This is a genomic window from Vibrio sp. B1REV9, from assembly GCF_905175395.2.
Classification (GTDB): domain Bacteria; phylum Pseudomonadota; class Gammaproteobacteria; order Enterobacterales; family Vibrionaceae; genus Vibrio; species Vibrio alfacsensis.
The window spans coordinates 17,571-36,765 of the sequence record NZ_HG992747.1 but is presented as its reverse complement, the minus strand read 5'-3'; the positions used below and the strand labels follow the sequence as shown (position 1 = coordinate 36,765).

Annotated in this window: 15 protein-coding genes; 5 read left to right on the top strand and 10 right to left on the bottom strand. The window is 41.5% G+C overall.

The genetic code is table 11. From position 1 onward, the window contains the following. Nucleotides 1-2 precede the first annotated feature (2 nt). From KHN78_RS20920 to KHN78_RS22195, 8 genes are read right to left on the bottom strand one after another with little or no spacing between them, the layout of a single operon-like run. Nucleotides 3-1,172, bottom strand: a complete 1,170-nt coding sequence (locus tag KHN78_RS20920) for a glycosyltransferase family 4 protein (protein ID WP_210205351.1) — start codon at nucleotides 1,170-1,172, stop codon at nucleotides 3-5. A 23-nt stretch (nucleotides 1,173-1,195) separates the two neighbouring features. Continuing rightward, entirely contained in the window at nucleotides 1,196-2,425 is a 1,230-nt protein-coding gene (locus KHN78_RS20915; protein WP_210205350.1) for a glycosyltransferase family 4 protein, read from the bottom strand. A gap of 5 nt (nucleotides 2,426-2,430) precedes the next feature. After that, complete coding sequence (locus tag KHN78_RS20910) at nucleotides 2,431-4,311, bottom strand: XrtA/PEP-CTERM system amidotransferase (RefSeq protein WP_210205349.1); 1,881 nt, start codon at nucleotides 4,309-4,311, stop codon at nucleotides 2,431-2,433. Nucleotides 4,312-4,325: 14 nt separating this feature from the next. Continuing rightward, the gene (gene xrtA, locus KHN78_RS20905) at nucleotides 4,326-5,750 is read right to left on the bottom strand and encodes an exosortase A (protein ID WP_211919987.1); all 1,425 of its coding nucleotides are present in this window, start codon (nucleotides 5,748-5,750) and stop codon (nucleotides 4,326-4,328) included. Nucleotides 5,751-5,754: 4 nt separating this feature from the next. Further along, a complete protein-coding gene (locus KHN78_RS20900; protein WP_210205347.1) occupies nucleotides 5,755-6,972 on the bottom strand; it encodes a TIGR03087 family PEP-CTERM/XrtA system glycosyltransferase in 1,218 nt (405 codons plus the stop codon). 3 nt (nucleotides 6,973-6,975) lie between these two features. After that, nucleotides 6,976-8,019: a FemAB family XrtA/PEP-CTERM system-associated protein gene (locus KHN78_RS20895; RefSeq protein WP_210205393.1), complete on the bottom strand. Its 1,044-nt coding sequence runs from the start codon at nucleotides 8,017-8,019 to the stop codon at nucleotides 6,976-6,978. Beyond that, nucleotides 7,949-8,887, bottom strand: coding sequence for an XrtA system polysaccharide deacetylase (locus tag KHN78_RS20890; RefSeq protein ID WP_210205346.1), 939 nt, complete (start codon nucleotides 8,885-8,887; stop codon nucleotides 7,949-7,951). Before KHN78_RS20890 ends, KHN78_RS20895 begins: the two co-directional genes overlap by 71 nt. A 4-nt stretch (nucleotides 8,888-8,891) precedes the next feature. After that, entirely contained in the window at nucleotides 8,892-9,290 is a 399-nt protein-coding gene (locus tag KHN78_RS22195) for a sugar transferase (protein WP_411912361.1), read from the bottom strand. A gap of 1,737 nt (nucleotides 9,291-11,027) precedes the next feature. On the opposite strand from KHN78_RS22195, the gene KHN78_RS20880 reads away from it, so the two are divergent. The 5 genes from KHN78_RS20880 to KHN78_RS20860 are packed head-to-tail and all read left to right on the top strand — an operon-like array spanning nucleotide 11,028 to nucleotide 16,903. Then, complete coding sequence (locus KHN78_RS20880) at nucleotides 11,028-11,678, top strand: XrtA/PEP-CTERM system exopolysaccharide export protein (protein WP_210205344.1); 651 nt, start codon at nucleotides 11,028-11,030, stop codon at nucleotides 11,676-11,678. Between the two features lie 17 nt (nucleotides 11,679-11,695). Next, nucleotides 11,696-13,261 carry an XrtA system polysaccharide chain length determinant gene (locus KHN78_RS20875; protein ID WP_210205343.1) on the top strand — a complete coding sequence of 522 codons (1,566 nt, stop codon included), beginning with the start codon at nucleotides 11,696-11,698 and terminating at the stop codon, nucleotides 13,259-13,261. A 16-nt stretch (nucleotides 13,262-13,277) separates the two neighbouring features. Beyond that, nucleotides 13,278-14,093, top strand: coding sequence for an XrtA-associated tyrosine autokinase (locus KHN78_RS20870; protein ID WP_210205342.1), 816 nt, complete (start codon nucleotides 13,278-13,280; stop codon nucleotides 14,091-14,093). Next, nucleotides 14,086-15,516, top strand: a complete 1,431-nt coding sequence (locus KHN78_RS20865; RefSeq protein ID WP_211919986.1) for a hypothetical protein — start codon at nucleotides 14,086-14,088, stop codon at nucleotides 15,514-15,516. The genes KHN78_RS20870 and KHN78_RS20865 overlap by 8 nt, the downstream gene beginning before the upstream one ends. 55 nt (nucleotides 15,517-15,571) lie before the next feature. Further along, nucleotides 15,572-16,903 carry a hypothetical protein gene (locus tag KHN78_RS20860; protein WP_210205340.1) on the top strand — a complete coding sequence of 444 codons (1,332 nt, stop codon included), beginning with the start codon at nucleotides 15,572-15,574 and terminating at the stop codon, nucleotides 16,901-16,903. Between the two features lie 42 nt (nucleotides 16,904-16,945). Here KHN78_RS20860 and KHN78_RS20855 read toward each other — a convergent pair whose 3' ends face one another. Next, nucleotides 16,946-17,560, bottom strand: coding sequence for a hypothetical protein (locus KHN78_RS20855; RefSeq protein WP_210205339.1), 615 nt, complete (start codon nucleotides 17,558-17,560; stop codon nucleotides 16,946-16,948). Nucleotides 17,561-17,727: 167 nt separating this feature from the next. Continuing rightward, on the bottom strand, nucleotides 17,728-19,188 hold the full coding sequence (locus KHN78_RS20850) for a hypothetical protein (protein ID WP_210205338.1): 1,461 nt from the start codon (nucleotides 19,186-19,188) through the stop codon (nucleotides 17,728-17,730). Between the last annotated feature and the right edge of the window lie 7 nt (nucleotides 19,189-19,195).

The window sequence follows — 19,195 nt, the reverse complement described above, 5'->3', positions numbered from 1 at the left end:
CGCTATTTTGTTTCCTTAAATGGAATCGAGACATGATCGTTGAGTGTAGAAAAGAGTTGTTCGATACGTTGGGCATTCTTGTTCCAAGTAAGTCCTTTGTCTTGGATAGTCTGTATAGCACCTTGCTTGAGCTGCTCTCTTAGCTCATCATTTGAGATAATTCTCTTTACACACTGTAAAATTTCTTCCGGAGCTCTCATATTGTATAAAAGGGCGTTATGAGTATCCGTCAGCAGTTCCCTAATATTTTCTGTATCCGGTGCAATAATCGCCTTTCCTTTAGCGAGATATTCGATCAATTTAAGCGGGGAGCACCAAGGCGTAGCTGCAGGTTGAAGTGCAATGTCTACTTGATCTAGCCACGCTGACATATCTTGCCGTTCTATCAACCCTGTGATCGATAACCTGTCCTCTATACCGAGTTTCTTTGCTTGTTCTTGCAAAGGTTCTGCGGCTGGACCATCGCCAATAATGAGCAACATCAGTTCTGAGTTTTCAGTCTCTGCTATTAATGATAGTAATTTGTCGAGCTGATGCCACTCTCTGCAAAAACCGACAAAGCCGATAGTAAGGCGTCCCTTAAACTTACTTTCTCGATCATCTTCTTCGGATGGAGAAAACTTTTCTGGGTCAATGCCGTTTGGAATGACAGTGATACGCTCTTTCGGGACACCTGCTCGTTCAATATATCCGGATAAAACATGGGTGACAGGGCAGACATGATCGGCATTTCGCCAAGTGTAATGTTCAGACCATTTCGCAAGTGAATCGAGTGTAATGCCTCCATATTGCTTTCTTTCATCGTAAAGAGGCGAGTTCACTTCGAGAATAAGTTTAAGGCGAAATATTTTCTTGGCCCAAATGCCGGCAGGCAAAAAAAGGTTATAACGTTCATAAATAGCATCAGGTCTATGCTTAATGATGGCTAACAAGAGTTTTCCCAAAACATAGAAAGCGTATCCAAACTCAAGTATTTCAGAACAAAATTTGGGTAACGATTTTCTAAGTGCAGAGACCCATCCGCCATCACTGCCGAATTTGCTTTCTTCAGCAATCCTTGGCCCGACAACGATGATTTCATGTCCCCGTTTTTCTAGAGCATGAATGATCTCCTCAACGTGAACATATTGACCATCTTTAGAGGCAATTCTGTGGTGATAAAGTATCTTCATTTGCTGCTCCCCTTACATAGCCGTTATTGGTTTGCGTCGATGATAGGCTCGCCACTCTTTTGGCTTAAAGTCGAGCGGATAACAGAATGAAAGATCTCGTACTGCCCTTGAGACGTTGAAAACCAATCGAATTGCTCTGCGTACCTACGGGTTGCATACCGAAGGGGCGGGGTGGCCAGAAGATGACTGGCTCCTTGCGCAATAGAGCGTGCATTTCTGTCCACCAATACGCCTGCATCGTGATGTTGAACGACTTCCGGCGTTCCCCAAATATTGGTTGCTACTACAGGAGTCCCACAGGCCATCGCTTCCAGAAGTACATTCGCCCAACCCTCTCGACTTGACGCCAATACAAGTGCGTCTGACGCACCATAATAGTTAGCGAGCTGCATTTGACTCAGACTGCCCAAAAATATCACGCGAGATTGCAAGTGCTCAGAGATCACTAGCTGTTTCAGTCGTTTTTCTTCAGGCCCGTTGCCCGCGATAAGCAGTAACGCTTGTGGTAAGTGTTTTAGTGCTTCTATGACAAGATGGTGACCCTTGCGCTCTATTAAATGGCCCACCGAGATCAAAATTGGATTGCCATGTGGCAGCTTTAATTGCGTTCTTAATGTTCTTTTTTGTAAATCATCAACGAAACGAAATAGATTTAGGTCAACGCCATTTCTTAGTGTGGTAACGGAATCCTGACGTGCACCTAGTTCGATCATCTCTTTCCTTAATGCTTCACAAACGGCCATGTTGTGGTCACTATGTTGAAGTACTGCCTGGATATCTTTTTTAGGTTTCGTGAATTCGGGGATGAGGTTGATATCAGTCCCTCGAGCCGTGACAGTAAAGGGTTTACCCAGTTTTGTTGCTGCCTGAGAAATAGCGACCCCATCAGGATAGAAGTAATGACCATCAATCAAATCAAAGTCGAAGCCATCTTGTATGAGTTCGCTGGCTTTCTTGTAAATCGTTGACGCAAGAGTATGCGGTGTCAGTGTCATCCCAATTTTAGGTACGACAACATAGCGTGGATGATACACATCCATACCAAAACGGGTTTCATGCAGTGGCGCGTTAGCGTAAGAAGCATAGGCCCCAAAAATTGACTGACGAAACGGAAACCAAGGGATAGGGGCGATGACTTTGATCTCAACATCAGGAAAGTGCTGTTTTAAATGACGTAATCGTGTCTCAATAAAGACCCCGTGTTTGGGATTGTTCGCATAGGGGAATAACGTGGTTACGGTTAGAATTTTCATTGTCATCACTGCCTATTCATAAATTTCGCAAACATCAGTAAACACCAAAGCGCATCGGCGTGATTTGCCCGTCCGGCTGTATGCTCTTTAATGATGTTTTTCAGTGCTTGAACAGAAAAGAAACCGCTATCTAGCATGTTATCTGACAGGATTGTTGTGCTTAGACTCTCTTTTAGAGGGCCGCGAAACCATTGTGCGATTGGAATACTAAAGCCCATTTTTGGACGATAGAGAATACTGTGGTCAACGTAAGGCTCAAGCGCTTTTTTGAACGCATACTTGCCCTCATGACCTCTGATATTATCGGAGCTTTGGATAGAGAATGCCCACTCAACGAACACATGATCGAGCAAAGGAGACCGAACCTCTAGTGAATGCGCCATGCTTGCCCGATCAACTTTGGTGAGAATATCCCCAGGAAGCCACGTCTTGAAGTCTAAGTACTGAATTTGCTTCAGTGGGTCGTCAGTAGGCGCTGCTTTAGCATGTTGCTTCATGATTTCTAAACCAGTGTAGCCAGAAAGTTCGCGCAGATAGTTGGGGCTAAACAATTGTCGACGTTGACCAAGCCTTAGCTTTGACATGGTATTTGCGTAAGCTTCTACGGTATCCATCGCAAGTGACTGTAGTGTTGTTTTCGCTCTTAGAGGCTTTGGCGCCCAGTCGGCTTTTGGGTATACACTAGCTAATCCGCCAAACAGTGGCTTTCGGACTTCAAAAGGGATGCTATCTCTGAATCGCTGTTCTGTAATGTGCATACGTTGTCGTCGGTATCCAGCAAAAATTTCATCCCCACCATCGCCAGACAATGCGACTTTTACGTTCTGTCTGGCGAGTTGGCATACTTGATAAGTTGGCAGGGCAGAACTGTCTGCAAACGGTTCATCATAGATGTTGCTTAACTCGTCGAGCAGATGGTAGTCGTTAGATGATACGATTTGACTGACGTGATTGGTTTGGTATCTGGCCGCAATTTGGTTGGCGTATTCGCTCTCATCATAGTGAGCTTCGTTAAAACCTATTGCACAGGTATTGACAGGACTATCTTGAAGCCCAGCCATCAGCGCGGTGATCGCGCTTGAGTCAACTCCTCCAGACAGAAACGCACCTAACGGAACATCAGAAAGTAAACGTATTCGGACCGATTCATTAAGCCTTTCAATTAATTCAGTTTGAACGTTTTCCCAAGAATGATGTTGAATAGGTGCAGTTAAATCCCAATAAGCGTGCTGCTCAATATCTGAGCCTGGCGTCAATAACATGAAATGCCCAGGGTTTAGTTTGAATACATTTTTATATGCACTGTAGGGGTCGGGGATATAGCCATACATGAAATATTCTTCGGCCATTTCTGAGCGTAACGTCTTATCAACGTCTGGGTGAGAAAGAACAACTTTTAACTCAGAACCAAAAACTAATTGCCCAGCCGAAGTTTGAGTGTAATACAGAGGTTTCTTGCCTAGGCGGTCTCGTGCGATTAATAGTTGGCGTTTGTTTCGGTCCCAAAGTGCAAAGGTGAACATTCCGCGAAATCGATTAATGCAAAGCTCTCCCCACTCCTCCCATGCATGAACAATAACTTCGGTATCACTATGAGTCGAAAAGCGGTGACCAAGATGCGTGAGTTCAGCAACTAGGGACTCAAAATTATATATCTCACCATTAAACACTACGCAAACAGAGTGGTCCTCATTAAAAATAGGCTGTTGGCCGCTACTTAGGTCAATGATGGATAGTCTGCGATGACCAAGTCCAACGTGTGCATCAATAAAATACCCCTCGTCATCAGGCCCACGATGAGATTGGGTACGGTTGATGTGTTTAAGTAAGTGGCTATCGATAGAGGAGTAGGCTCTAAGATTAAATATCCCTGATATCCCACACATAATGTGACTCCTTGTCAGTTTCGTTCATTGGCAATCCATGCCTTAGCGAGATTTAAAAGGTGCTCATCGGTTGAGTTGTAACTGGCGATAGCCCATACATCTGCGGTGCCTGAACTTTCTGTCATCAACCTTGTTGCTTTAAACAGTTTCACTTCAAGAGGATTGCTGGAGCAAAAATCATTAATGCAATACCAGTAGAGGATTTTCATCGATTGGCCGTTGAGATTTGCAACGGTTAACTGTGTCGCTTTGAATGCCTCAGTTATGTCTGGTGTTATGACCTGTTTACTATTCCTATTGATTGACCACTGTTGTTGGTCGTAAATGCGGTTAAGAGAACTAATTAGTTCTCCATTCTTTTGATTAAGTGCATAGCGTGCCGAAAAGTATTCGACACTGCCATCAGGGGCGACTCCTCGCGAGACTTGTTGTGCTTTGGGGAAAGAAATTCCCCAGCTTGAAGTCTCTATATGTGTGGTGTTTTTCGGTAAGTTTACGGCGTTTACGATTTGGTTTCCGTTTAGATCTATTGATCGTTGCCATTGGTATAAGAACGCATAAACACCTAAAAAGCACAGGATGATCATGACGTTTTTTACGGGTATTGAAAGAGCATACATTCGAGGATATGGGGGCGGCTGGGTATTTTTCTTGTCTGAAAACTTGTCAGCAATAAAGAAGATGATACCGATGACAAAACTGAAGAATACCCAACCGTAAACTAAATGATCGGCACCTGTGGCGTATCGCATATCACTAAGGTAACCAATAAGAACGATGCCATAGGCGCGGATGCCATTAGCAATAATTGGGAAAATAAAAGAAAAACCAACGAATATTGCTATTTTCCACCATTTGTTGAAACTCAAATAAGCGAACAGCGTGCCAAGTGCCAAGCTAGAGATTAAAAAACGTATCCCTGAGCATGCTTCAGCAACTTCAAATAATCCGTTAGGAATGGCCAAATACAGCCCTTCTCTATAGACGGGGATATTAGTAATTTGTAACGCGAAAACAGTGATGTCTGCGGTGATCAATTGGAGGTAAGGAACCAGTTCTTCACCAAAAGGGATACAGAACACTAAGTAAAATATTGGAAAGAAGAGGACTTTTGTTAGCGGGTTACCTAATAATGCCCATAGCATGAGTTGTAAACTAAACACCGCTGCGACATGTTCAAATAGCGCGACGTCGGCAGCTCTGCCTAGCATCCATAACGCGGAAGGTAAGACTAATATAAAGACAGGCAACCAGCTGGTTTGGACCGGAGTACTTCTTATTTCATCTTTTTTTCTCCAAGTCAGCCAAAGAGCGATAGGGAGGATAATGAAGCAGTGCTCAAATGTTTTAGACTGCATCCATACTGTCACCATGCTTGATAACGACTCGAAGTAAACAAGTCCCCATGCTAAAAAGGGTAAGGCAAAACGAACAACCATTCGACTACTCACGGCTGTCCCCAAGGTAATCGAGAAGTGGGGTGAGCTTCGCATCCCAACTATAGTGACGCTCTAGCCACGCTCTGGCGTCTTTTGCGCTGCTTTGGGGGTAGTTGAGTTTTTCGCAGACCCAATCGATCATTTCTTGTTCTGAATCAGTGACATATAAATTATCGAGCGAACAGTTTTCTAACCCCTCAACCCCTCGTTGTGATGTCATTACAGGAAGTTCCATTGCCATCGCTTCTAAAATTTTATTTTGGATCCCACGAGCCATAAGCATCGGCGCAACAGCTGCCTTTGCATTGGATAGATAAGGTCTAACATCATCGACTCTACCGGTGACCACTATGCCTTGAGTTTTCTCTAGTTCAAGGACCGCTTTTGGTGGTGAAGAGCCGACGATATAAAACTTACTGTTAGGACAACGGGCAACGACATTTGGCCATATCTGTTGTGAGAACCAGATAACCGTTTCTATATTAGGGCGATAATCCATCGCTCCAGTAAATACGATATAGTTATCGTCCTCTATGGAAAATGGTTCGCCCAAGCTTGATTGTTCAGTAGGTGAGAAGTAATCGCTATCTATACCATTGCTTAAGGTTTTAACCTTTACTTGGATACCCTCATCGACCAATTCTCGAAACAGCGACGCTTCGGTATCTGAGATAAAGCAACTGACCGAAAACTGCTCCGCTACGTATTTTTCATAGTCAGCCAGTGTGTAGTATTCACGCATGTAAATCTTACTCATGATACCGTTAGATGCATTGGCATACTGGCGCCATTTATCTGAGTCGATATCAGCAAATTGCATGACTTTATAAAGATGGTCGGTTTCTGGTGTAAGCACGTACTGAGCCATACATCCTGAATAAATAAACGCTTTTTTAATGTTGTGATTCGCGATGGTTTTGTTCACCCAGTCAAACATTTTTGAACTGCGATAGTAGGGCAGTGTAATGGGTTCTCCTTTACCAAAGGCCGTTAACCCCTTGAGCTTCGAAATTTTAGGGTTTAGATCGACAAAAAAGCACGCTTTGCACATGTCCGCGACACGCGCTTTATATTGATTGTCTAACGGGTCATCAATGAAACAACCAACGTAGAGGTCATAGTGTTTATTTAAAAACTTTAGAATATTGAATGTCGTTATCTTATCGCCTTTATTAGGCGGATACGGAATTCGATGACATAGATACAATAACGGCTCTTTCATGTTCTACCCTAGATACTTGGAAAGCTGTGGGCCAATTTGGCGAGAAAGGGCAAGTGGCATTTTCTTCCAAAGCCCAATAAGCAATTTATATTTGGGATTGTTTGGCGAGAGGTTGGGCAAATCTTTTGCTTTAATGAGTGCAATTCGATAGTGCAGGTTGTCTTCTTGCATACCCCAGTGTTTCTTATACTTGTAAGAGCCGGAGTCCTTTTTACTTCGGCCAAAATCAAACTTCGATATGCCTTTGTCACGTGCCATACACATCAATTGATAGTACATGTAGTCGTTACTTTTTAATTCACGGGCATCTGTTGTTCCGCCGCCATAGTAGGGGAGAACCGTGTCTTTATAATAAAAACTCAATACGCTCGAGACAGGATTTCCATTGTTATCGTTAATCACTAAGGTTTCACATTGATGGCCAAACGTGTCTTTGAGAGAATCAAATAGCTTCTTATTAAATACCGGCGTACCTAAGTTGCGAACACTTTGAGCATATACGTCGTAACACAACGTTGTATTGTCTTGGTTGTCCCATTGCAGCTCATTTTTTAACGAGTGACGTACAACCGCTCGTTGCTTTCGCTTGATGTTGGTAAGGATTTGATCTGGCGTGTCGTTTAGAACAGATGAAAATGTGGCATGTTGGCAATGTATCACCCAAGGTTCTTCTGCCTCTCGTTGGTCTTTATCACGCAATTCGACATAATCAACGTTAAGTGATGAACCAAGTTTGAGTGAAGCTTTCTCAAGCTTATGCCTGATAGCGTCGGAATCCGCTAACACACCACCATAAACACAAAATGGAGTCGAGATAAGAGCATGCCCAAAAAAGTGACTTTTTTGCTCAAAAAGTGGGAGAACACCAACTATAGTGCCCTCATTTTCTGCGAGTAAATAGTGAGGTGTGTGCTTGAATACCGATTGGATAACCTTGTACCAACCTGTTAGATGAAAAAAAGTGCCATCTTTATGGTTATCGACATATTCGTCCCAAGCTTGCATATCTTGGGGTGTCAGTTCTCTGATCTGCAGTGGTAGAGTCATTCGTTCGTCCATCCAGTTGGAAAACATGGCTCATCGTATTCCATGAAAAATCCGTTAATAGATACCTAACTCGATCTTCCATTTTGCCGAGGTTTAGGTAGTGTCGAAAATGTGATTTTAAGGGCACATCGGCGATACGCGGTTGGTGTTCATCAATCTCCCAAGGGTGAAAGTAAAAGCTATAAGGTAAGCCCGTCCTATTAATATAGTTCGTAATCAGCGCTTTACTTAATTGATATGGATAAAGTCGGAAAAAACCACCGCCCCCAATAGGGATACTACGACCGAACTTAAAGAGCGTTGGAATTGGTAGTTCGTATATGCCTTCAGGCCGCAGATACTTTGATTTTGGCCAATCTGGCGCACCATAATGGTCATGCTTTACAGGATAAGTGCTGCTGCTGTACACAAACCCTAATTCGGCTAAAACGCTAAAGGCCCATTCATTGGTTGGATTGATCGAAAAGCTTGGTGCTCGGTAGCCATTGACCGGTACCCCTGTAATGTCTTCGAGTAAGGCTTTAGAGCGATAAACATCATCACGAAAGGCTTCTGGCGACTGTGAGGTTGCTTTTTGATGATGAGTACCATGGCTTGCTAGCTCATGCCCATTATCTACGATTGCTTTCGCTAGACTTGGGCACACGTTTGCAACCCAACCCAGCATAAAAAATGTTGCTTTCACGTTATGCTCATCGAATAGTTCTAAAATTCTATGAGTGCTCTGTTCTACTCGCAGGGGGTATTTTATCCCCCAGTCTGACCGATGGATCGTTTTGTCAAAGGCGGCGACGTGAAAGTAATCTTCAACATCGACGGTCATCGCACATGTTGCCTTTGAGGTGTCGTAGCATCGTCCATCAGACATAGAATTAACGACCTTTTCCAAAGAGAATAATTTCTGATGTTTTTAACAAAATGAGTAAGTCCAGCGTAAAGTTACGATTTCGAATGTAGTAAAGGTCGAATTTGAGCTTCTCTAATGCATCTTTTTCGCTACTACCATAAGGATATTTGAGCTGCGCCCATCCGGTTAATCCGGGCTTAACATTATGTCTTTGGTTATAGTAGGGAATGGAGCTACTGAACCCTTCTGTAAATTGGGGTCTTTCTGGTCGGGGGCCAACAAAATACATATCACCATTGATAACATTGTAAAGTTGAGGCAATTCGTCGATGCGGTATTTACGAATAAACTTGCCAACTTTCGTCGTCCTGGGGTCGTCTTTTTGCGCCCATTGAATGCCATTTTTTTCGGCGTCTGTTCGCATGCTGGTAAATTTGTAGATAAAAAAGCGCTTACCATTAAGCCAACGCGCTCTTGAGAGTACAAAACCGGAAAGTGTCTACCGCTTTCTATCTTCATTGCAAAGACGGTAATAAGCATGACTGGTAAGGTAATCAACGCAATAGAAAGCGCAACGAAGCTATTAAAAAGCCAATAGGCATTAGTACGCCATTGATTTTTCGAGCGATGGTTTTGAAACAGGAACCAAGAAGGCGTCAAATAGTTTACCGCCACCTGTCCAGTCTCTCTTTCAACAAATTCAATGATGTCAGTAATTTGAACGCCAACTTGTTTGAGTTGAAGGAGCGCTTCGATGGGAAGATTGTCTCGACGCTCATCGATTGCAATAACCAATTCATTGATGTTTTGCTTTAGGACATAGGTTTCGAGAGGTTCGGAAACAGTCAGTACTTGATCCGCCTTTATTTGATTGTCAGCATCGCCTTTAACAGAAACAAAACCGACAAATTCAAGACCAACACGATCCGATTTTCTCCGCATGCACTGCTCAATGATGCTTGCTCTCTTTCCTGAACCAAGAACAAGAACGCGTCGTTTAGACAATTGGTTTAGGCCAAGCTTAATGATCATGAACCGACAATTACACAGAGTCAAAAAGGTGATGAAAAACAATAACTCATTGAACGAGGGAGGGAAAAATGTCTTTGTGAACATTTGGCTGAGAATGTTGGTCAGTATATACCCTAATATTATGGCGACGAAAATACGTAAAATGATGCCATTAAAGCGTTCTCTCAATTTCTCATTGTACAATCCTACGCCAAGCAGTATTAGATGCAGAGGAATTGAAAACACAAAAAATTGCAGATAAATCTCTATATCTGAATAGCTTAAATAAAAATTACTGACAAATAACTTCGCGCAGAGTAACGTAAGTATAAAACTGGCAAAAATCATAATGAAATCAGTAACTATCATCACAGTGTTATTCGTGTTCAATCCATGAAACTTTGCACTAGACATATCAAATCCCTGACATAATTTAGAGCGTACTTAAAATCAATGCTATTGTATTATGTGCATTATCAAAAACGATATTTTAAAACGTAGACGCGTTTTTCAAGTAAATCCAACTTGAAAACAAACTTCACGACCATTCTCATATTAGCGACATGGAACAAAAAAACACAATTTCGCCATTTCTGGAACATGACTAAACGCTCTTCCTATGTAATTGAGTCAACATTTCGAGCTTTACTATCCGTTAAAAACTTAAGTAGCTGTTTTAAGAGCCATTATCAGTGGTTAATTTAGTGTTGGCCCTCCAGTAATTTGCTATTGATAGTGTGTAGCTTAGCACTTTTGTTGTAGTTGCCAACAACATCCACTATCCAAAATAGAAATTTCAAATCCATTACGGTTTATGCAGTTTTGTTTCTCAACTTTCCTTAGTAGAAGATAGTATTAATATAACTTTCAGTAACTTACTGATAATTTTGTCTAGAGATAACTTGGTATTCATTGGCAATATTGAAGAAAATAGAACAATTTCCTATGGACGCACTATATTTTAATAATGAACTATGCACATTATAAAATCTTGTTCTATATTAGATTCTTACATAACTAAGAAACTAATTTGATTTTTAGTATGGAGATACAATTTACTAGCGATACTAGGCATTTTGTATGAATAACATCACAGTGATAGTGGTAAAAACATGCATTATGTGAGAAAAGGAATTCTAAGGACGCATGTATGAATGGAAGACAAACTGTAATTAAATACTTTCAGCAAGTTTTTGTATTTATTTGTATTTCACTACTTGGCGGGTGCTCATCTAACAATCTACCGACACTGCCTACCGCAACGGTACATCCATCTTTAACTCAAGATATTAGCAATTACCGCTATTTGATTGGACCCGGAGATTCACTAGATATTTACGTATGGGGTAACCCAGAGGCATCAGGAGTTTATACGGTTAGACCAGATGGCATGATTTCTACCGCACTTGTCGATGACGTTGTCGCTGCGGGGAAAACACCTACATTTTTAGCCCGAGAGCTTGAAAGTCAACTCTCGGTCTACGTTCGAGATCCCATCGTTTCGATTTCAGTTCAGAATTTTGTCGGGCCGTTCAGCGAACAAGTCCGTGTAATGGGCGAAGCGGTCCAACCTCAGGCGATCAGTTATAAAGAAAACATGACTTTGTTTGATGTGATGATTCAAGTTGGAGGGCTTACCGATTTCGCTGATGGGAACAACGCAAGACTCATTCGCGTTGTTAATAGGGAGCAAAAAGAGTTTGGTTTGAAGATGGATGACCTAATGAGAGATGGCGATATTCAAGCGAACGTCGATATCTTGCCTGGTGACATCATTATTATTCCGGAAGCGTGGTTCTAGACAAGGAAGAAGTCAGCATGCAAGACCAAATGAAAGTTATCGTCAATTACCTGCAAGGAATATGGTTAAAACGACGTTATATCATCCTTTTTGCGTGGATTATTTGTCCCATAGGATGGTTAGCCGTGACCATGATGCCCAATCAGTACACTTCACAAGCCAAGGTTTACGCAGATACTCAATCTATTTTGCGACCTTTACTGCGCGGCCTCGCTATCCAGACGGACCCATCGCAAAAACTTAACTTGATGGCAAAAACACTGCTCAATAGCCGAAATCTCGAGATCATCGGCAAAGAAGTCGATGCAAATGTTAAAGCCAATACTCCCGAGGAATATGACAAAATATTGGATGAACTTAAATCTGGCATCAAAATTCAGTCAACGGGTAGAAATAACCTCTACACGATCAGTTACACTGGAGAAAATCCTGTCTATGCCAAGAGAGTCGTTCAGGCCGCGTTAAATGTCTTTATCGAGAGTACGCTAGGCGATAAGCGCTTAGACGCTGAACAAGCGAATGATGTGATCAATGAGCAAATCGATTACTACGAGAGACGTTTGATCGACGCAGAAAAAGAACTGGCGGAATTTAAGCGGGAATACATCGGCTTTATGCCCGGTAGTGACAGAAGCTATTACTCGAACTTAGAAAACGAAAAGCTATCGCTAGAAGATGCTGAACTGGCACTTAAAGAGGCGAGATCAAGAGTGGAAGAAGTGAGAGTACAACTGGACAGAGAAAAAGCAAACTCAAGACGTCAGGTGCGAAATGTGCAGACGGAGTATGACGAGCGAGTGGAAGCGGTTGAGATTCGCCTCGATGACTTACTTTTTCGATACACAGAGAAACATCCGGATGTGGTTGAAACCAAAAGACAACTCAACGAGTTAAAACAACTTAGAGCTCGCTCATTAAGGCGCCTGTCAGTCGATGACAGTTTGATTAACAATGTTGTTTATCAAGATCTCCAAATTACGTTCAACCAACTGAATAACGAGATTGCATCTCTTGAAGTTCGAGTCGAAAAGCATCAACAGAAAATTTCAGACATTAAAAGTAAGCTAGATCTTGTGCCTGATGTGGAAGCCATGCTGACATCGTTGACAAGGAACTACGATATCACGAAAGGAAAGTATGAAGACCTCCTTTCACGTGGCGAAAGCGCTTCAATATCACATAGTGTAGGCTCAGCTTCTGAAGATATTAAGTTTAAGATCATAGAGCCACCATCTATACCTACCTCACCGTCTGGTCCAAACCGATTAGTACTTTTAATCATGGTACTGATCGCGGGTATTGGTTCAGGTTTAGGGGTGTCATTTTTAACAAGTCAAATCAGCCCGGTCGTGTCATCAACTCACCAATTGTATCGATTGACAGGCGTGCCAGTATTCGGTGTTGTCTCGGCAACGGAAACATCCGGTTTGCTCGGTCAACAAAGACGAAGACTGTTTTTGTTCATTCTAATGTCGATGCTATTACTCATCGGGTTGGCATTTTCAATAACGGTAAATCTCGTGCCATCGGTATACGAGACCCTACAACAGGACTACATTCGTTTAATAAATAATTACTCATAATGGAATAAGGGTAAATATGCAAAATTCAAAATCAGACGAGGGCTCATCGTTGGCGTTCGAAGAGCTTCCTGAGCATGTTGAAACAAGCCAATCAAAAACGAAAGAAACGATTTTTATTGATGAAGAGCATTTGCAAAGCCAAGGAATGGTTTGTGTGCGGAATAATGGTCGAAAGTATCGTGTTAATGATGAGTTTCGTGCAATCAAACACAAATTAGTTAACAACGCTTTTGGAGCCGGAGCGGTTAGCCACAAAAATGGCAATCTCATCATGGTATCAAGCGCAACGGCAAACGAGGGAAAAACGTTTTGCTCTGTAAACTTGGCGCTAATGCTTTCTCTCGAAAAAAACAAATCCGTACTACTCGTTGATGCAGACGTATTGAACCCAAGTGTGAATAAAACACTCAAGGTGGATAATAGACCTGGATTAATTGATTACCTCACAGGTGATGTATCTAATGTTGAGAGCATCATATATAACACATCCATCCCAAACCTTCGGCTAATGCCATCCGGTGAGTCTCACCATTTAAGCTATGAACTGCTTGCAAGTGACAAAATGTTGGACTTCGCACAAGAGTTGGCTAATAGATATAGCGACCGCATTGTTTTATTTGATTGCCCGCCGTTACTCGGCGTGATTGAAACTATCTCGCTGTCTAAACTGGTTGGGCAAGTTGTCGTCGTAGTTGAACACAATAAGACAAAAATGTCCTCGATAAAAGAAGCAGTATCGCAACTAGATAGCCGATTGGCTATTGGATTTGTTGTTAACAAGTCTGTTGATACTAAGTTGAGTCAATACGGTTATGGATATGGCTATGGCTAAAACGTCAAACAGTAACTCTGCGTGTCTTTTTTTACTTATATCAGGTTTGGTAGTAAATGGGGCAACGGCATCAGAAGTTGACTTAACCGCGACAGCCTCAAGTGATTTAACTTACTCAGACAACATTGATTTAACCTCTCAAGGTGAGCGTAGTGGAGTCGTTTCTATATGGTCGTTAGGAGCTGCCGCGGTTGTAAATGGTAATGATGGCGATTTATCGTTTAACTATGACGCTTATCAAACACTCCATTCTGTAGATTCGAGTCGTAATGAGTTGTTCAACGAACTTGCGCTGTTCGCAAATAAAGCTTTGTATAGAGACAATATTAATTTCAGTACCGATGCTTCAATTACTAATATTGCTCAATCGATAGAAGATAACGCGAACGCAGACATTATCTCGGGTGATACGATAGAAACCCGGTCGCTGAATGCTCAACTGTCTTACCAAAGCAACCCAAGGGGGTGGATAGACTTTTATGCCTCTATCGACGGAGGGGTAACCTCGAATGAAGATGCCATCGGAGACAACAACCGATTCGGGACGGATGTCACCTTACAAAATGGGACAAAGGCGAAAAATTGGTTTTGGCTAACTGATTACTCATATAACCGGAGTGTGGCAAGAGACAGCGATGAGCAAAATTACGATTACACAATAGAGCAAGAAGTTGGATTACAACCCATGAAGCGTGTGAGTCCTTTGATCCGAGTTTATTATGAGGGTTATACGGATGATGGCGGAAGCACCGTAGAGTCAGGAAGTTGGGGGCCTGCAATGAGGTACTACTGGCATAAACGATCGTATTTTGAGGTTGGCTACGATTTTTCGTTCCATGACCGAGATTTTTGGCGTGGTTCGTTTGTCTTCAACCCAAATTCTCGAACATTAGTTGAATTTGACTACACACGCAGATTTTTCGGTGATGCTTACGATTTTTCGTTGAGTCATCGAAGCAAAAGAATGACGAATTCCATTACTTATACAGAAGAGGTCAGAAACTTTGAACGACGCTTTTTAGTTGAAGGTCAGGATATTGCGGAATACGAACTGGTAAAAGAGTTAAATATTAACTCTATATTGTCATTAAGACGGACGTCTTTCTCATTCGAAGTTAGGGCTATGGATAGGCACTCTTTGTCTGAAGTGAGTGAAATTGGTGACAGTAAATTGTACGGTGCTGCGCTTACCGCAACGCATCGCTTATCAAAAAACACATCATTATCTGGCAGCTTCAACTATGACAAAAACATCTTCGAATCACCGAATGAACGCGATCGCAACGACTACTATCGCTTATACGATATTTCGTTAACCAACCAGTTTTCTCAAAGCTTATCTTGGGACTTGTCATTTAATCATGCTAATAGCTCCCAATACAAAGAAAACAGAGCCAGCTTCGTGCTAGACATCGTCTACTAAACATGAGAGCTATGCAGTTGCAGAGAGAAATACTGATACATGAAATGGAAAGCTTGTGCACAATGATAAAAATTCGTTAAAAAGGGCGGTTGTGTTTCTCTTAACCCTGTTCAGTTTTTCTGTATTGGTGATTATCGTATTGTTTTTCTTAATAGTATCTGACCACGCTCAAGTTAACGATTCTTACGCAACGCCAGAGGATGTGAAAGTTGCCGTCAGTTCATATGGAGATGTGAGCTCGGAGTTATTTTCAGAAAGTACTCAATTTAATGTCCGTTTGACAGAAAGTGAGTTACATTCCATTTTTAAAACGGCCTCAAAAGCGGCACCTTGGCTCAATGCAGATTTTAGTATGGCTCAAGGTGGGATGTTGGTAAAAGGGACTTTAGACTTAAGTCATTTTCTTAGATCGAGGTATATCAATATCTCATGTTTACTTATCCCTGACCGACATAATTCTATCGATAGTTGCCATATCGGTAATCTATATGTGCCTGGCAATTTTGCAAAATGGTTCGCCAATAATGTAATAAAGGTGTTTTTCGACGCTTCAATCAGTGACGTATTTTTGCAAAGTTTAAATAATATTACTATTGAATCTGGAGTCGTATCAACGCAAGCCACTAAAGATGGACATTTTAAACAACACAGTAAAGACGGTCTCAAGGCTATTGTTTCAACGATCAAGTCTTTTAAGAACAATACCAGTTACCAACTAGACTACGTTATCGTCAGTACCTACATTGACTACATTCTCGATGACGTCGATGTAAGAAAACACGTTAATATCTCGCTGTCGAGCATCTTCAATGCTGCGTTTCGTTTAGCGAAAAAGAGAAGTTCGCAGAGTGACCCAATAAAAGAGAATGAATACGCCATTTGGTCTGCGGCTATAGCGTTTGCCAATGTTCGCTTTGCTGAGCTTGTAAAAATCGACCCTGAATATTTAGAGTCGCAAATGAAGCGAGCGTCATCAATAAATGTCGTTCTTGGTGATAGAAGGGATTTGGCCTTGCATTTTTTGTACTCCACGATTTTAGAGCGAGTGGGCAGCGAGACTTTTTCTAACAACATAGGTGAAATAAAAGAACTCTTCGATGCAAATCATGGCGGTTCAGGCTTCGATACATCCGACTTGGCTGCTGATATATCAGGGGCGAGATTCTCCTATTTTGTATTAAGCAACCGAAGTAATGCGATACGATCACAGGTCGTTCTGACACAGCAAGAAACCGAAGATAACTTTTTCCCATTTATCTATTCAAGTTATCAGGCAATTGATTTAAAAAGCATTGAGAACAGCGCGAATTTAACGAACGTTGGCCCTCACATGAAAGTGGTTAATGATATAAAAAACGCCGTTATCAATTTACCTCTCTATCGATAACCATTGCAGATTTCAAAGTTAAACAGTCCAGAATCCGTGTCTTTACTTGAAGTTATGTTGATATACAGAACGCCGCTTTCTGTATCGCCGACTTTTTTTTCTGATTTTTAAGCAATCGATAAGAAGCCAAATAGACACGGTTGTAACTGTAATAAATTTGATCCAAGTAAAGTAGATAGAATCAAAAAAAACGCGCCATTCGATATAGTGATCGTTGTTCGGCTTTGAGGGTATTTTTGTTTTGGTTCCTGTGTAATAGATAGGCTTGTCATAGATAAAATTGTCTACTTGTACTTTCCAGTTGATTAGTGCTTCCGGCAGTATTTCGTAGTTCGTAACGAGATCTTGAGCTACTTCTACCCAGGAATGATTGTCAAAAAATTCATTTTCAGCGTCTAGCGTGTCGCGACCCGCAACATCTTGAATAGAATACGATTCCAAATTATCAGAACTTGGAAAAGCTGTAACTTGTGACGCTCTAGTGCTGCTTGAATGAATAGAGTCTCTTAGCAAAGTATAGGAATCATGCTCAGTGAATGTAAGATCGAGTTTATGATTAGGCGGGGGATATTCTAAAAAAATAGGCGTTGCGTATGACGCAGAATGTACGCCTACAAAAAAAGACAATAGGACTAGAACTGGCCATAGTTTACGCACTGTATTTCCTTTGATCACATGTATCTAGCTATAGGAAGCAATTTCCAAGCCATTATTTGCGATGTAAAAAAAGGGTTAAACTACAGTAATATATATTGAATGATTTTTTGATTATGTCTTTTTATACAACAAGTAAGCGAAGTGTGTAAAAATTCCTGACAGTGATTTTATCGGGAATTGATGTTTCCATAGTTTGTTTTTTCGTTCGTAGTTAGTACATCCTGACGATAAACACTGTAACCCTCATTTTGAAACACAAGATTATCATGGCCTATTTCATCATCGCTTATTATTAGGATATTCATGATATCTGGTTCTTCACAGCGCTTAGTGTTACCAGACGAAATAACCCATTGGGCAGAATCTGTATAGTTAGGGTGAGGGGAGAGCTTTAACGCCGCGCTTAAAAATGCGGGTGAACGTTGTGCAATGCTCACCCATCGGTCAGAAAGAGGCGGTTGAACGTTAATAGGATTACCCCAAATAGGGTCATTAAGGTAACGTTGTAATGACCAAAAAGTGTGCAGTGTGTTTTTCGATATTATACAGATTTTCACTCCCTCACTTTCATTCTTAATCACGCCAACTAACTCTTTAAACGAAGAGCGTTTCTCCACAAAGCTTGTGTTGAACAAAGAGATGCCAATTAAGATACATGGGATCAATAATTTTACGGGCCTAGGGATTTTTAGACGATTGATCGATATTGCTAATGCAATACCAATCATAGGCAAAGCAAAGATAAAGTTTCTCGGAAGCCAAAGAGGTTTAAGTGTATACGATATAACTGAATAAAAGATGATGGGTAAAACGATATAGCAAACAACAATGGGGCGAACCACTTTTGTAAAAAAAATAAGTAAGAACAAAAGTATCGCCAATATCAAAAAGTGTTGGTTGCCAAGAAAAAACAACCGAATAAACACGTTTATAATATTTGAAATAGATGGCTCTACTGCATGCCCGACCGATTTAAGCATGGAATTCAATATGGCAGGTAGTGACAGCAGTGCGAGTATGGCATGAAGAATCACCCAGATTTTGATTCTACTTTGATCTCTAAGTAAGAAGTGGAAACCATAACAAAAATGAAAAAAAACGAACAGAATACCAATGGCATGAGAGTAGGAAAGAATAAACCCAAGTATGAAAATGGACAGCAAGTACTTCTGTTCAGCGGTTTCTCTATACTTCTCTATAGAGTAGAAAATGCATATCGATAGCACTGATATAAATGAATACATTCGAATCCTGATACTGAACTCGAACAAAAGGGGGGAGAAAAAAATAATCGCCGTAACAAGTAGCGCTGCCAGCAAGTTTTCCCTACGCCAAACATAGTTAAAACCTATTACTGTCGCTAATGCATGAAGAAACGACGAGCTCATGCGAAGCCATAGGTCAGATTTCCCGGCAATCGCCCAAATGTCTAGAAATGAATAGTAGAGTGGGGGGTGAAGATCCCATCTAAGAGTAAAAATAACCACTTCTATAGGGTTTCCAAGAATGGCGGTGGCTCCCCAAATATCGTCTCCTGTTATAGGCCTACCTACAAATGCAACAAGGTAAAAAGTCGATAACAGAAACAGGACAATAAACAGGATTAACGAAGTGGAAGCTCTAGTCATTGCTGTT

Excerpts from the sequence above, each read along its gene's own strand:
- KHN78_RS20870 (WP_210205342.1), top strand. The coding sequence starts at position 13,278 with ATGCAAAATTCAAAATCAGACGAGGGCTCATCGTTGGCGTTCGAAGAG.
- KHN78_RS20895 (WP_210205393.1), bottom strand. The coding sequence starts at position 8,019 with ATGACTCTACCACTGCAGATCAGAGAACTGACACCCCAAGATATGCAA.
- KHN78_RS20850 (WP_210205338.1), bottom strand. The coding sequence starts at position 19,188 with ATGACTAGAGCTTCCACTTCGTTAATCCTGTTTATTGTCCTGTTTCTG.
- KHN78_RS20920 (WP_210205351.1), bottom strand. The coding sequence starts at position 1,172 with ATGAAGATACTTTATCACCACAGAATTGCCTCTAAAGATGGTCAATAT.
- KHN78_RS20900 (WP_210205347.1), bottom strand. The coding sequence starts at position 6,972 with ATGAAAGAGCCGTTATTGTATCTATGTCATCGAATTCCGTATCCGCCT.
- KHN78_RS20880 (WP_210205344.1), top strand. The coding sequence starts at position 11,028 with ATGAATGGAAGACAAACTGTAATTAAATACTTTCAGCAAGTTTTTGTA.
- KHN78_RS20915 (WP_210205350.1), bottom strand. The coding sequence starts at position 2,425 with ATGAAAATTCTAACCGTAACCACGTTATTCCCCTATGCGAACAATCCC.
- KHN78_RS20875 (WP_210205343.1), top strand. The coding sequence starts at position 11,696 with ATGCAAGACCAAATGAAAGTTATCGTCAATTACCTGCAAGGAATATGG.
- xrtA (WP_211919987.1), bottom strand. The coding sequence starts at position 5,750 with ATGGTTGTTCGTTTTGCCTTACCCTTTTTAGCATGGGGACTTGTTTAC.
- KHN78_RS20890 (WP_210205346.1), bottom strand. The coding sequence starts at position 8,887 with ATGTCTGATGGACGATGCTACGACACCTCAAAGGCAACATGTGCGATG.
- KHN78_RS20910 (WP_210205349.1), bottom strand. The coding sequence starts at position 4,311 with ATGTGTGGGATATCAGGGATATTTAATCTTAGAGCCTACTCCTCTATC.
- KHN78_RS20865 (WP_211919986.1), top strand. The coding sequence starts at position 14,086 with ATGGCTAAAACGTCAAACAGTAACTCTGCGTGTCTTTTTTTACTTATA.
- KHN78_RS22195 (WP_411912361.1), bottom strand. The coding sequence starts at position 9,290 with ATGCGAACAGACGCCGAAAAAAATGGCATTCAATGGGCGCAAAAAGAC.